Source organism: Collimonas sp. GW821-FHT02H07 (genome assembly GCF_059421505.1).
The window spans coordinates 53,127-69,226 of record NZ_JBWKVC010000020.1 but is presented as its reverse complement, the minus strand read 5'-3'; the positions used below and the strand labels follow the sequence as shown (position 1 = coordinate 69,226).

2 protein-coding genes and 1 pseudogene are annotated in these 16,100 nt (G+C 57.7%); 1 reads left to right on the top strand and 2 read right to left on the bottom strand.

The features are described from left to right. Positions 1–204: pseudogene (locus tag AC07V8_RS23505) on the top strand (IS110 family RNA-guided transposase); the annotation flags it as partial. A gap of 29 nt (positions 205–233) precedes the next feature. Here AC07V8_RS23505 and AC07V8_RS23500 read toward each other — a convergent pair. Next, positions 234–548: a hypothetical protein gene (locus AC07V8_RS23500; protein ID WP_494680559.1), complete on the bottom strand. Its 315-nt coding sequence runs from the start codon at positions 546–548 to the stop codon at positions 234–236. Then, positions 548–16,051, bottom strand: a complete 15,504-nt coding sequence (locus AC07V8_RS23495) for a LysM peptidoglycan-binding domain-containing protein (protein WP_494680560.1) — start codon at positions 16,049–16,051, stop codon at positions 548–550. Before AC07V8_RS23495 ends, AC07V8_RS23500 begins: the two co-directional genes overlap by 1 nt. Positions 16,052–16,100: the final 49 nt, after the last annotated feature.

Here is a 16,100-nt window from a genome sequence, read left to right as displayed (position 1 = left end):
ATGCCTAGCTTGGTGGCATGCCGGCACAACCCGATACTACGTCGCTTTGCTCAGCGGTTATCGGCCACTGGTATGGCAAAAAAAGCGGTCATTGGTGCTGTCATGCATAAAATGACACATTTGATTTACGGGGTCCTTCATACCGGCAAACCCTTCGATCCAAATTATTTGACCAGCGGGCTTGCTATTCATGATGGTATCTGACCCCGCCGTCCGTGACCAATTACCTCCCGTTACCGCAACTTTTCCGGTTGGAGATTATAAATAATCCACATGGCATTTTGCCCCGTCTCTTTATCACCCACTTCAAACGCTGCAAACGCAGTTTGCAGTTTCTCATCAACCAGTGCCGCCTTGTCCAAATCGCGTTTGAGCTGCGGGCGGATCTCCGACCATAATTCTTTGATGTCGGTCATCTTGTATGCATGCATTTCAGACATTGAGTACCCAAGTACTTCAAGCACATGTTCTGGATATGCATCGGGGGCACATGATGCGGCTGTCGCAATTACCCCTCCAAAATCCATAAGTCGTTCTCTGAGTGACATTAAAATTTCCTAAAAAAAGGTACTGGAACAACGTATTGCGGAATGCTAGCACGCGGGATTACATACGAGCCACCCAAATTAGTGGGGCGCATAATCACCACGTTTCCAGGGCGAATAGTATTCCATTTTTGTATCTGTTCAGTCTCAGCAGTTTTACGTGCCAAGGTAGTGTCATGATATATATTGGTACCAATGCGCCCGTCGGGAATTCCATATCCCATTACTCCATCGCCTTTCAAACGACGATTAATTGCCCAAATATTCGATGCGGCGCTATCGTTGATACCTTCACTGCGAGCAAAATCTCTTAGGGCATCACGAACCCGTTGATCCACAAAATTGCCCAGCGTCCGCGCATGTTGTCCGTCTATGACGGTCAATTTTCCATCAGCAATCTGCTTTATTCCATCTTCATAAGCGCTATCAATAGATTTCTGCTGATAACTCAATACCTTCGCCTCAAATTCCACAGGCGTCATCTGAGATTTACCGATACGCATGTTCTGATAATCATCTCCCCACGTTTCTCGTAGACGCTGATCTTCCACATGCGCTTCATAGACACGTCCCATTTCCGATATTGTCGCGCCATAATCACGTACCAGCGCACCACCAGCCACCCATGACTGCTGATAATCAGGAATATTTTTGATACCAGCATCCTTCATTTGTGAACGCATCGCTTCGATACGCGATTCCGCCGTGCTGGCGCTCATATGCTGTAAGTCACTTTGCAGCCCAGGCAATTCACCGAGCATACCAAACGGATCGGCGGCAATATTTAATGCTCCCTCCCAATTACCATTTCGCACCAATTCAAAACCACTGCTGCCCATACCGCGAACCGGAGCACCACGAACCGCTCCCACCGTTTTGAACATGATGCCACCGTTCAAAGAATCATCGCGCGCTTCTTGTCCTGCAATTTCCTGTTGAATACGTTGCTCAACTGCCCGTTCCTTTATACCGAAATCCACCACGCCGTTGGACCTATCAAAGAGTTGGAATCTTTCTCCCACAAGCTGATTGGTGTCGTCGTAGCCATAGATTTTCTGGGTATGGGCCGCAGTCGCCTGATCGACGATCGAGTTGCCAATGGTACTGGCCACCGCATCCTGCAAAATCCCAGGCAATTTATTTTGCAAACTGCCGCCTCGCACCAGCGCACTGGCTACGCCGCCAGCGAGTCCTGATCCAATCCCACGCGTCAATGTCTGCCCCAAATCATCCGAAAACCGGGCGCTGCGGGCCGCTTGAGAACCTCGATTGATATCGGCCCACTCATCGTCCCCGTACTGAGAACGTCCGATGCTGTCAGATACGCCGGCACTGACACCGGATGCAATTGCGGTAGCTGCTACGCCGCGCCAATCAAAGTGGCTTTGCAATCCGGTCGCCACTTCAACCCCTTGACTGACAACACTGGTAATTGCGCCTCTGACAGCTCCTTGCGTAAAGGCGCTGCTTCCTTGCATCGCTGGACCGAATTCCACGACACCCCCGGCGACGGCGCCACCAATAGCCCCCATAGCTATACCGGTCCAGTTGAATCCATTTTGCTGCCCTCCTGCAATCAATACAGCCTGTGAAGCGGCTGCTCCTGCGGCGCCTCCGACGGCGCCGCCCACGACGGGACCCCAAGCGGCGGAGGCAGCTCCGGCCGTATAAATCGTCACAACAATCGCGACAACCATTGCGAGGAATTGCACAAAACTGCCACAGCCTCCGTCCGAAGACGGCGGCGGTGGCGGCAATGGCTCTGCCGGCAAATACGGCAACGTATCACCAATCGCCTGCCCCGGGTTATAGACACGGAAAGTCGACGCCGTATTGTGGAAGTTGTTGACCTTGTTAGGAATCGACAGCACCTGCCCGGCCACAATATGGTCGCCATTGGTCAGTCCGTTGGCATCGGCAATCAGGTACCACAAGGTCGAATCGCCCCACACCGCACGCGCGATCGAACTTAGCGTGTCGCCATCCTTAGCGGTATAACTGGAGGCTGACGCACCTGGGTAGTCAGCATTGATGGGCTGATAGTTCTGATCGAAATCGGCCGATGCTACAGGTTTCCCGTAGCGGAAGAAATTGCCCGATGGGTTGCCGCGCTGGGCTAACTGCTCGGCGTAGGAGATGTTCGACGGGCCGTTGTTGCTGATGTCGCCGATCAGTTGGCCGTTCAGGTAGTAATAGCGCTGCGTGAGACCCAATGTGGCGCCAATCATCATGTCCCGGCGCAATACCTGCCCATATTGGTCGCTGGTGTATTTCAGCGTCTTGGCGTTCTGCAGGGTGTTTGACATCGTGCCTTCGTTAAACGAATGCACTTGTTTCACATGACCGTTAACGTCATAGCTAAAGTCCGACAGCCCCGGTTTCCAGTACACCGCGTTCGGATTGGCCGGGTCAGTGCCCCGTAGAGTGATCTGGCTTTGTTTGGCTTCATCCCACCACACGAAACTTGTATCGGTATGAACTCCGGTGCCGGCGGCCTTGGATGGATCGTACTGGAAACTGTGCGTCACTACGCCCTGGTCGGCGCCGGTGTAGTTGCCACTGGCGTCCTTCAGGCGATAATCGTATTTAGTGATGGTCGTGGTAGCTGTGCCGCCCACCGGGGAATTCACCACCGTATCTTGCAGAAGGCGATTGTCAGCGTCGAACTGGCTGGCCTTGTTATAGATGACGGCGCTGCCGTTATCGGCATATTCAGAATAATTCTGCACCCGACCCAGCAAATCGTTGGCGCGACGCGAACGCAATACGCCGTTGATCCGCACATCTTCCAGATAACCATCGCTGGTGTAGCCGTATGCCTCGCTGTGGCCGTCGGCATAACTGGCGCTGCGCCGCTGGCCAGCAACATCGTAGCCGATCTGCACGCCATTGGCGCCCAGTCCGATGACGCCGTTGCTAAGCTGCCCCATGGTCAGCACGAAGCGGTTCTGGCTATCGTACTTGTACCAGAAGTCCTGCGTTGCCGGAGCGCCGCTGATAGCGTCGTTGTAACTGCTCAATACCCTGCGACGATTGCCGTTGGCATCGTACTGGTACTGGATGTGCGCCTGCGGATCGACATAGTCGACAACCCGGTTCAGTTCATCGTATTTGATGTCGGCCAGCTGGTAGTAAATCCGGTTTGCCGGCGCGTCAGCTGTGGTGTATGACTCGCGGGTACGGTTACCCTCTTCGTCGTATTCGAAATACGACAGCATATTGAGTGCATGGTCGGTGGTGCTCTTCACATAGCCGTTGGCGTAGTAGCTATAGTCGACATTCTGACCGGCATTCGAGCTCTGGTTTTTGAGGTGCGCTGCATAATCGTAACTATAGATCACGACGTGACCGCCGAAATCCTGGTGACTGGTGGTGTGCTGGAAGTAGTCGGTTTTGTCGGTGGCGCTACGCGAACCGGTGTAGCTGGTGACTTTCACCCAACCTCCTACCGGCAGGCTGCCGACGCCGAGGATGGTCTGGTCGTAGCTATAGGTGTAGGTAACCTCCTGCCCTGCATAACTGCGTGTGCGGATTACCCGGCCATCCGCATCGTAATCGGTGGTTTCGCGCTGTTGCATCGCGTTGGTGTGGCTGATGCGATTGCCCAACGTATCGTAAGTGTAGCTATCCACTGACGATACGGCTGTTGGCCCGGAATTGCCCGCAGTGCCAGGCTGACGGGCCGCATGCACAACCTGGATCAGTCGTCCTGCCTGGTCATAGGCATTCGACGTGACGCGCGTCAGCTCATCAGTCGCTGTACGTAGATCCCCAAAAATGTCATAGGCATTTGTCTTGCTCCCGCCGTCGGCGTGAAACTCTTTCGTGATACGGGGATTGCTGCCTGTTGTATCGCCAAATCCGGCAAGCTGCGTCACGCTGTTCAGGTTGCCGTTGGCGTCACGCACTCCAACCAGGTGGCTAGACGCATCGTAGTAATACTGCGTGGTCGGTGTTGCCCTGACAATGCTGCCGTCTTCCCGGGTGACATTGGTTTCCGGCGCCTGCTTGACTGTCAGCTGGCCCATCGTGTCGTAGGTGAGCGTCGTACGGTGGGTCAAACCATCAATTTCCGCCGTGATATCACCAAAGGCATTGCGCTCCTGGATGCGGTGAATCGCTGCCTGGGTATTAGGAACATCCGGCGCCGTGTTGTTCAGGCCGGTAATGGTCCATTGCAGCTGGCTCGTCGTGGACGATTTATCGGACTTGATATTTAAAACACCCTGTGCCCGCGGATTGCCGCCCGGAGGCGCAACCGGCTGGCCGTTGGCGTCGTACAGATCGTAGGCATATTCGAGTGACACAGTCCCGGCACCTGGGCGCAGCGTATCGACATTCCACCGGAATTTACCGGTCACGTCCCTAGTCAGCGTGACCGCTGTATAGTCCCCTTTCGAGCCGGCATTGCGATACTGCAGCATTAATTTGGTCGCATTCGCTGCCGGCGGATTAAAAGTCACCGTTGCAGGCGCGGCATCCAATATGTGCTCAAGCACGGTGGGATCTGCACCTATTTGCATGCTGCCGTGCGCGGCATTGACAATCGTGCCGTTTGCGTCCAGCGTCTTATACTGGAAATTCACCCTGTAATTGTTGAGACGATCTGCCATCACTGTGGTGGCATCCCAGTTGAATTGGTTTTTTGTTGCATCCCAATGCGAGCTGTCCAGCTCGATCGTCGACGGTGGACCGCCGTCTACCGTATACGTCACCAGCATCCTCGCCGAATTTGCCGGTTGATTATTAAAAATAACGTTCTCAGGGAAATCGGTCCAGGATTTCAAATCCGATGTCGCACCACCCGGCGTAAATGTGCCAGAGGCGTGATTGATCATGGTGCCGGTGGCATTGGCACCCGTAAACGTTTCAATGAAATATTCATAATTGCCCGCCCAGCCATCGGTACGCAGGGCGAACCAGCCAGGCGTGGCAGCAGTACCTGCTATGCCGGCAGGGCCGACTGTCTTGATAGACCATGGTTCGCTCGTACCGACATGACGATAATGCACCCGCACCGACTGCGCGGCAGCGCCTTGTCCGACGATATTGAGCGCATTGTCAGGCTTGTACCAGACGTCCTTGATGTTCATGGCCTGTCCGGCGCCGCCTATCGGTTGCGGCGACTGAGTGATATAGGCATTGCTGGCGGACAGCAGCATGGTGCCCTTCTCGACATTGAGTACATTACCGCCTGCATCCAGGGCGATGTATTGCAATTCGAAGGGACCGCCTTCGCCCGTGCCGCTCCAATCTTGATAAAACCACCCATTAATCACGCCGTTACCGGTGTCGTTGGTCAAGCGCTTGGCCGTGTCAATGATCCATGGGCCATCGGTGCCCGACGGACGAATCATCACCACCAGACGATCCGTCGCCGGAGACTGTGACCGATACAGGATCAGTGGTTTGGTATTGGCCGCGCCAGTGACCGTGTCATCGTACGAATACGTGTCTGAGGCATGATTCGGCATGGCAATGGTGGTTCTGGCAATCAGGAACTGGCTATTGGGCGCCCCGTCTGGACTGTCCTGGTACACCTCGACCACCAGTGGCGTTGTTCCGCTTCCCGCCGTTGTCCACGAGGCGTGAGATTGCACAAACGTGAGTGTCCCGGTGCCGGCAGACACTGCAGGAGCGTATTCCCCACCGTTAATCTTGACGTGTAGATTGCCGCCACCATAACGCAGCGAGGGAGGCACCGTGATGCTGTAAGAACGCGTAAGTACCGTCGGCTGCGGTTGCCCGGGTCGGCCGACACCATCCATGGTTTCTTTGGTGCTTCTGAAACTGAAATTCACGGCTTCTATCTTGCTGATCGATACCGCGCCCTGTACAGCTTGCGGCGGCAGCGTCGCCGCGTTGTCTTTGCTGGCCTTGGTCGGCCCCACCGTCACACCACCTGCAGTGAAATTGCTGCCGGCCTCCTGCGTCAGGAACTGCTGAATGGTGCCCATGTTGTGGGCGCTCTGCATGGTCGGCTGGTAAGTATCGGTCAGCTGATTGCGGCGGTCGTATATGCTCACCGTCATATGAATGCCGCCGGCGGCAATCGCTGCCTGCACCACCGGATCGGACGATGTTCCTTGCGCCTGGCTGATCGCCAGGATCTGCGCCAGCGTCATGCCCCGCATGTCGGCGCCAGCTGACTGCAGCAGTACGGTGGCGTTGCCGCTGGCGTCGTACAGATAAGCCTTGGTCGCGCCGTCTCCTGCATTGGTTTTCCACAAGCGGCCCTGGCTATCGTATTCGGCAAACTCTGCAGTGCTGCCGTTGACGCCCTTGCCGACGATTTCGCCGTAGGCGTTGTAGCGGACTTCGTGGGTGTCGCTGCCGCTCCAGATATTCGTACTTGGATCGCCATTGGCAGCACTTGTCATCTGACGGAATATCTCGCGATTCGCCGCGTCATAATGGATCATGGTGGCATCAATGCGTTTGCCTCCATCAGAATTCTTGCTGATGACGTGCATCTCTGTGATGTTGCCGACTGCGTCGGTGCTGTACTCGTACCAGCCGTCAACGTTGAGCGTCGACTTGCCTTTCAAATGGCCCGCAGCATCGTAGAGGAAGGTGGTAACCCGATCGTCCGCACTGTTCTTGCCGCGCGCGATGGATTGCACAACATTGTTCAAACCGTCATAACTGGTGTCGGTCGTCGGCCGCACCAGCACGCCCTGGAAATCGATGAAGCCGGCGCTTTGTAAACGTGTCTGCCGACCAATGGCATCGAAGGTCCAGTCGCTGACTTCGCCGTTGGCTTCGGTCTTCCGGGTGACGTTATTCAGTCCGTCGTACTCGAAGCGCGTCGTTGCCGTACTCGCCACCGTCGTGATGGCGCCGCTGCCGTCGACGCTCGATGTCATCAGGTGAAGATGGCTTTGCGTCAGCAGGCGGTTGAGATGATCGTAGCTAGAGGTCGTGATGCGGTCACTGCCGTTGCTACCCGCGTCTTGCATCAGCTGATTGACGTCGCTTGCCGCCGTGGCGACTTTCGACAAGCGGTTGGCATAACGGTATTCCATGGTGACGCTGTCGTTCTGGTCGCGCACCCAGACCGTCAGGTAATTCTCGGCGTCGACCTGCGCAATTTTCTTGCCGATAGCATTATAAAAAAACAAGGTCTGGTTGCCGCGGCCATCGGTCTGGTAAATCACATTCCCCAATGCATCGTATTGCTGGGATGTCTTGATCTGGCCAGTAAAAATATTCACATCCGTGCCGCCGGCCGGGCGCTGGGCGAATGTTGCACCGTCAATCAGCGTTTGCGTCTGGCGATTGCCCCGGTCATAGCTGTAAAGCGTCTCGCGATAGTTGGCGCCATTGACCGCCGTCGGCCGGGCATCGCCGGCAGGCGTAGCAACGGCATCGCCATATATCCTGGCGCCGGTCATATTGCTGGCCGCATCGTAAGTCCACTCCGACAAGGTGCCGGCCGCACTCAGTTCCGCCACCTTGCGATTGGCCGCATCGTAATACCAATGCGTCTGATTGCCGTTGGCGTCCGTGTACGACGTCTTGTTGCCCACCGCATCATAAGTCCAGTGCTGAGTCGGATTGCCAGTCGACCAGCCCTTTTCATTCCGGATGGTGATCGCATCGCCACTCTGGGTGATCAGGCGATCATTCACGTCATAGACGTAATTGGTAGTGCGCTGTTCGGGCAAGCCGGCAGCCTCGATCATCTGGATACGGTTGCCGCGCACGTCATAGCTGTAGCGCTTGACCACTGGCACCAGCACGCCGGCACTGTTGCGCGACATGATCGGCAGCGTTTCGCTCAACAGCAGGCCGCGGCCATCGTAAGTGCTGGTGGTAATGCCGCCAACCTTGTTCTGGTAGCTGATGCGGTTTCCTGCGCCATCGTAGCCGAAGTATTCAGAGACATTCTCAGCGTCGGTGCTTTTTACCAGGCGATCATTCTGATCGTATTCCAGCCGGGTCGGCGCGTCCGCTGCGCTAGCAACCAGGGCCGGCATAACCGAGGTCGACAAAGGACCAGCGACCGCTGTTGCATAGCGCACCACCAGGCTTGGCTTGCCGGACACGGTATAGCTGGTCTGGGTGGCATAACCCAACGGGTCGATTTGCAGCACAACCCGGTTGTTCTGATCGTAATAGAAATATCCGACGTTGCCGCGCGGGTCGGTCACTTTTACTGCATTGCCGAAGGCGTCGTATTGCGTCTTCGTCACCGCATACTGCGGCGCACTCTGGTCCTGCAAGCCGTCATTCAACGGCACCGAAGTCGAGGTCTTTCTGCCGAGAGCATCGAATTCCTGGGTAGTGACGAAACCGCGTTCATTGGTGATGCTGGTGACGTTGCCCGTGGCGTCATAGCCATAAGCAACGGAGCCCGCAGCAGCCGTGCCGGCGGCCTTGGTCTGCAGTTTCAGGCGGCCGGCAGCATCATAGGCATTGTTTGTTACATGATCGTCTGCGCTGAGCAGGATGGTCGGCTTCCAGTCGGACGGACCCGCCGCGGTTGCCGCGACTTCTTCAAACTGGGCGCGCGTGGCGAACAGCCATGAATCTGTCTGCCCTGCATCGGTATTGTCTTTACGTAAAATTAGACGGGCGCGCACAGCCCCTGGCGGCGCCGCGCCAATTGCGAAGACGCGTTTGTAACCGTCTAAAGTAGGACCGCCAGTGCGTTCCTGAAGTGCATCCTGGGAGTTTGCATTGACCGGAGCAACGCTAATCGGATTACCGTCAGCGCCATACCACTGAATGATGACTTCGGTCGTGGCGCGATGCGCGCCGACATAGGCTGAAAAGCTGTAGCTCTTGCCTTCTGCAACATTAACAAATTGAGAAATTTCTTGATAGCTGTTAGTGGCATCTCTGCCAGCCTGATGCAGGTAGAAGGTTTTTTCGCCAAAGGTGCTCTTGTTCACAGACCAGTCAGCGTTCAGGTTGGCGCCTTTTTGATCAGCATCCACGCGCCAGCCGCCGTACGTCCATCCGAGTGGCACGCCATCACTGCCGATATTCGTGAAGCCGGAATTGAGCAACTGATTGACGCCGACGCCAGTACCTGGATTCAAGCTTGTACTTTGATTGCGCAGCAACTGCGCCTGAACCTGCGCTGCCGTCAGTGCATCGGCATTGCTATTAATGCTGCCGATTTTTCCGCTGCTACCGCCGACAATCCAATTTGCGGCGCCGGAGCTCATATCGGAATTTGGGTTCAGCACCGCGCCGGTTGCGGTATCGATCAACTGCACATAATCGACTTCAATTGCCCGATTGGCGTCAGCGCTCGAATTTCCGTAGTAGTTGTAGAGTATTAATGGCGCGGCGCTCTTGCTTCCGGCGAAGAATTTATGAGGATCGTAGATCCCTGCCGAAGCGACGTACTCGCCGCTGACAGTGCCTTCGAATATCTGCCACCCCATGTCAGGAGTGATTTTGATGCCGCTGGCTCCCGCATATGAAAAGTTCCCTCCGGTGCTATTCACAATCGGGTTGCCGCTGCTATCCTTGGTCGCCACTCCCAGGTAGAAGCTGCCTTCGCCGCTTACCTGGCGCACCCTGGCGCGCACTATGTAACTCTTGCTCGTATCGATAGGCTGGTAAGCAGCGCCAAACAATGCGCCGCTGTCATTCACCGGACTCGACAGGGTCAGCGTCTTGCCGTCTCTGCCGCCAGCTCCAGGAACGCTGATCGGCTTCGCATACTTGATGGTCTGGACCACTTGACCATTTGCATCGTAAATCTGCTGTGTGACGGCACCCATGGCGTCGATGCTATAGATCTGCCGATTGGCGGCGTCGTACACATTCCGGATCACCTTGTCGTCGGCGCCGCTCAGGATGGTCGGCGTCCAGGCCGACGGCGCGGTCGCACCTGATGCGATTTCTTCAAACTGCATGCGGGTAGCAAACAGCCAGGAGTCGGCTTGCGTCGGGTCGGTATTATCCTTGCGGAGAATCAAGCGCGCGCGCACTGCCCCCGCCGGCGCTGTTCCGGCCGCATACACTCGCTTGTAACCTTCCAGCGTGCTGCCGCCGCTACGCTCCTGCGCAGTATCCTGCGAGGAAGCATTAACCGGGGCGACGCTGATCGGCTGGCCGTCTGCGCCATACCATTGAATGATGACTTCGCTGGTGGCGCGATGCGCACCGACGTAGGCCGAGAAACTGTAGTTCTTGCCGGCGCCTACATGAACGAACTGATATATTTCCTGATAGCTGTTGACCGGATCCCGGCCAGGCTGATGCATAAAGAACGTCTTTTCCCCAAAAGCGTTCTTATTGACCGACCAATCAAGATTCAGATTGACGCCTTTACTGTCTGCGCTCACCCGCCAGTCGCCATAAGACCACCCCAGCGGAACGCCATCGCTACCCACGTCATTGAAACCTGGATTAATCAGCTGATTGGTGCCGCTTGGAACGACAGCAGCGAGATTGATGCTGGCTGTCAACGGCCCCGACAACGGTGTGACAAAGTCGGTCCGCCGCACCACGTTATTATTATTGTCGTAAACGAACTGGCTGACCGCACCGGAACCGTTGACTGTATAGCTCAGGCGGCTGGCGCTGTCGTAGGCATTGACAATATGGCTGTCGCGCGCCGGGTCCACAATTGTAGTGAGTTGCTGTGCAATATTCGCCAGCGTCGCTGGCTGCCCTGGCTGGATCGTCCTGGCATAGGTAATCCGTTCGATGCTATTGCCGTTGCCGTCATAATGTTGCTCAGTCACCGCGCCACTGGCGTCGACGATGTAAATCGTACGGCCTAAAGCATCGTAGACAAGCTGCGTCGCTTTATCGTGCAGCCCATCGGAGAGCGGCGCCGGCAGCTTGCCCGCGTCTGCCTTGAGGGCGGCAAGATCCGCTGCATTGAGCCGCGTGGCGTACGCCAGCCGCTTGATCACATTACCATTAGCGTCGTAGCTGTTTTGCGTGACAGCCCCGGTTGCGTCGACAACCCAAGTCAGACGGCCGTCGCGGTCATAGCGGCGCAACTCTGTCGCATCCGCCGCCGCACCAGGCGCCAGCCTGGCATTGACCTCACTTGCTAAAGGTATTGCGGATAACCCTGCCAAACTGATCGGCGCGGCATATTTCGTCGTTTGCGTGACACGGCCATTGGCGTCGTAACCGTTTTGCATTACGCTCCCAAGTGCATCGACAGTGAAGACGAGCCGATCATTGGCGTCGTATACATATCGGGCGACATTGCCCTTGGGGTCTGTTACCGTGACCGCATTGCCCTTCTTGTCGTAGCTGGTAAAGGTGCTCAGGTTCAGCCCGCTCGGGTCGACATGCTGCTCAGTGCGCCGCCCTAGATTGTCGTACACATACTGCGTCACGCTGCCGCCCGGGCTGGTGACCGTCAGCACATTGCCTGTACCGTCATAACTATATTGCGTCGTCAGCTTCAAGCCGGTTGGATCCAGTGTCTGACTGAGCGCCTGCCCCTTCAGATTAAAGCTGATCTGCGTGAGCACGCCGTTGGCGTCTGTCGTCACGACCTGCTGGCCCTTGGCGTCGTACTGGTAGCTGGTGGTCAGGTTCAAACCATTCGGGTCCACCTGGCGTGTCAGCAGCCGGTTGGCGGCGTCATAGTTATAGCTGGTCGGGTTGCCGTTGGCATCCCGGCTTTGTATGATCCGGTTGGCATGATCATAGCTGCTCGATGTGCTGGTTAACGGTGCGGCTGTCGACAGCAAGTTGCCATTCCTGTCATAACTGTATTGGGTCACGTTGCCCAAGCCGTCGGTGATGCTCTGCGTTTGCCCGTTGCGGGTCCTGACCGTCGTCACCACCACGCCTTCAGGGGTGGAGAGCGTAGTGCTGCGGGCCGTCGTGTTGTAGCTGTAGCGCGTCACGTTGCCCAGGCCATCGGTCTGGGTCAGGGTACGGTCAAAGGCATCGTAGGTGGTTGAGCGCAGGACATTCAGGGGATCGATGCTCTGCACCACCCGCCCCACACGATCGTAGCCTTGGCTGCGCGCATTGCCGTTAGCATCCACGCTACGGATCACACGCCCGAAAGCATCGTATTGCGTCACTGTGATGGCGTTGACGCCCAGCGTATCCGTGCCTGTACCCACCACCAGTCCGCGCCGGTCATAGCTGCTGGTCTGCGTCAAGGCATGCGTAGCGTCGATCGCCCGGGTGCTCGACACCAGCTCGCCAAACGCGTCGTAGCTGCGCGTGCTGATATTGCCCAGCGCATCGGTGCTGGTCGCCAAAGTGCCGTTGGCGTTGTAGGTAAAACTGTTATTGCTGTCCAGCGTGCTGTTGCGCACGGCGTTCAGTGCGCTGGTCAATGCTGCGCTCACCAGGCCTCCCGTCAGGCCGCTGGTGCTGATCCGGGTGCCGTATTGCACGGTTGCCGCCAACTGGCCCAGACCGTTGTATTGTTTCTCAGATACCTCGCCCATGGCGTTGACGGTCTGGGTCAGGCGGTTGTCGGCATCGTAGAAGAACAGGGTCTTGCTGCCGTTCTGGTCAGTGGTGCTGGTGCGCCGCCCGGCCGCATCATACGTATGCGTCAGGCCGTAGCTGCTCCAGATGGCGTCGATCTGCGCCTGCGTCTGGCTGCCTGTCAGCTGCGCGCTGCCTTCGCCAGTCAACTCTCCCGTGAGGCGGCCTTGTACGTCATAGCGAGCGCCGATAGCGCGCACATCGCTGCTGCCTGCCGCACTGACGGTCTGGCTCAGGCGGCCGGCATTGTCGTAACTGTATTGGGTGACTGTCCCTTCCGCATTGGTCTGCTGCTTGATGCGGTTCAAGGCATCATAGTCCATCGTCATGACACGGTCATCGGCGCTGGATGCCGGACGTACGCTGGCGACGGTTGTGGTGTTCGAGACAAGCGCAGCGACCTTGTTGGCATAACGCACCGTCTGCGCCAGATTGCCATTGCCGTTGTAGACCTTCTCGGTCAGATAGCCTTCGCCGTCGATCTCGCCGGCAACCTGTCCCTTGCTGTTCAACAGCAGCCAGGCGACGATGTCGCCGCTGCCGGCCGCCGGCAGCAATTGCGCCAGGCTGCCATTGGCGCGCAAACTGGCGTCGGTAGCTGTGGCATACCCTACCCGGCTGCTCAGACGGCTGGCGCTGTCGTAGCGCTGTTCCGTCAGATAACCTTCTGCATCCAGCGTGGCGCGCAATAGTCCATCGTTATCATAGAAGCTACGGCTGATGCGGTCGCCGCCCGCGCTTGCCGGTGCGATGCTGACGGCGCTTGGATTGCTGCCCAGGTTCGTGGTATCTACCAGCGTCGCGTAAACGGTCGTACCGACCAGGTGCGAGGCGCCGTCGTAGCGGTATTCAGTCACCAGGCCCGGCTGCCCGTCCACCGTCTTCGAGAGCCGGTTGGCGCTGTCATACGCGCGCCAGCTCTTGTGATCCAGGGCGTTCGCACCGGGACGGATGCCGGCCAGCGTCGCCGCCGTCAGCTTGCCCGTCGCATCGGCCAGCTGACTCACATCGATTGCGTTGGCATAGGAGATGGTTTGCGTCAGCTGGTTATCCTTGTTGTACACATATTCTGTCACACTGCCGTTGCCGTCGATATCGGCCGCCTTGCGCCCGGCTTCGTCGTACAGGATGAAAGCACGCACGCCAGTCGCATCCTGCGTCATGCGCAGGCGGTCGTCGGCATCGTAAAAATACTGCGTCGTGCCCAGCGCCTGCCCGGCATTGCTTTGCTGGACGCTGATCAGCCGCCCCGCCTGGTCGTAGGCGCTGATGGTAGACAAGCCGTTGGCCTGCGTCACCGTGGTCTTGTGGTTGGCGTCGTCATAGCTGGTGATGGTCAGCTGATTGGCGGCATCCTTGCTGGTCAGGACACGGCCCAGGCCATCATAGGTGTACAGGGTCAGACCGCCGCGGCCGCCGATGGTGTTGAGTAGCTGTCCGCTCTGGTCATACAGATATTGCGTGACTATCTGGCTGCCATTGGCCACGCCGTTGCCGCTGGCGTCCAGCGCGCTCCAGCTCGACGAACTCTGCAGTTGCCCGCGCGCGTCGTAGACCATGTCGGTGCGGCTCATCTGCGCCTGGTTCTGGCTGCCGGCCCAGGTAGCGAGCGTCGCTTCCAGCGGCACCTGGGTCGCCCCTAGCGCTGACACATCATAAGAAGCGCCAAGGTACTGGAAGCTGCTGCTGCGCTCACCGTAGCTGTTGTAACGGTGTTCGGTAACGCGCCCTTCCGCACTCACCACAAAGCGCAACCGGTTATGGTTGCCGCTGTCGTAGATATAGCGCGTCGTCAGCGGCGTACCAGGCTGACCGGGGCCGGCACCGTCCGGATCCGGCGCCAGGTAGGTGGTTTCCGTCTGCAACTGGTTATTGCCGTCATATGTGCGTGTGACGGTATTGCCGGCGGCGTCGCGCTGCAGGATCTGGTTGCCGTTGCCATCGTATTGCATGTCGATGGCGTGGCCCTCGCCATCGACCACCTGGATCACGTCGCCGTTGGCGTTATAGCTGAAACTGGTGCTGGCCGCCACGCCGGCCACTGCCGGGGTGGTGATACGGGTCAACTGGCCGGCGCTGTCGTAGTCGTAGAGCGTCTTCAGGCCTAGCGGATCGATCACCGTGGTGCGGCCGCTGGCGGTATCGTAGCTGTAGCTGGTGATATGGGTCAGGCCATCCTGCACGGTGGCGATGCGGTAGTCGGCGCCGACCTGAACATAGGTAAAGCGCTGCACGCTGCCGTCGCTCTGCGTCACGCTGGCGATGCGCTTGCTGTCGCCGTCGTAGGTGTAGGTCGTCTGGTAGACCTGGTTGTCGGCGATCGCATTGTCGGCCGGCGTCAGGTCCACGGTCACCACTGACAGCCGGTTGTTGGCGTCGTAGCTGTAGCGCACCCGGGTCAGGGTGTGGCCGTCGGCGGTGACCGTACGGATCTGGCTCAGGTTCGTGCCGCTGTAATCGTAATAGGTGGCTTCGCCCGCCGCGTCCGCCACGCTGGAGAGCAGGCCGTTGGCGCCGTAGTTGTAAGTGATGGCATTGCCATTGCTGTCTGTCGACGACAGCAAGCGGCCTGTGCCGGCGCCGTCGTAGGCTTCCTTGCGCCCGGTGCTGCCGCTGGTCCAGACCAGCTGGTTGTGGCCGGCATCGACGGCGATCGTGTCGTAGGCGCCGCCGCCATTGGTGCTGACATATAGCTGCCGCCCAGCATCGTACTGATAGGTCGATTCGGAACCATCGCGTCCGGTGCGGATAATGCTGCTGCCGGCTGCAAGCAAGACGCCGCTGAGCCGCAGCTGCTGCTTATAGACGCCGTTGGACCAGTTGTCGCCATTGTCGTCGCTGAACTTGCCCTGGCTGTTATAGGTGCGCAGCGCCGTAACGTCGATGCCATGGTTGACCAGCAGATCGTCGCGGTCTTGCAGCACCAGATTGCCGCTGAAGACGTTCACATAGGTCAGTTCTCCATTGCGCCCCTGTGTCGCCGCCCCCAGTGCACCGCGCTGGCCCAGCGTGTTCAGGGAAGTCAAACTCACACCAAGGCTGTTGCCGCTGACGATCGCTACCATAGTTCATCCTGTCTTCAGTAAGTATTGTGTGCGGCACCACGGGATCCGC

Bases quoted from the DNA above. Each gene is read 5' to 3' on its own strand.
- AC07V8_RS23500 (WP_494680559.1), bottom strand. From the start codon at position 548: ATGTCACTCAGAGAACGACTTATGGATTTTGGAGGGGTAATTGCGACA.
- AC07V8_RS23495 (WP_494680560.1), bottom strand. From the start codon at position 16,051: ATGGTAGCGATCGTCAGCGGCAACAGCCTTGGTGTGAGTTTGACTTCC.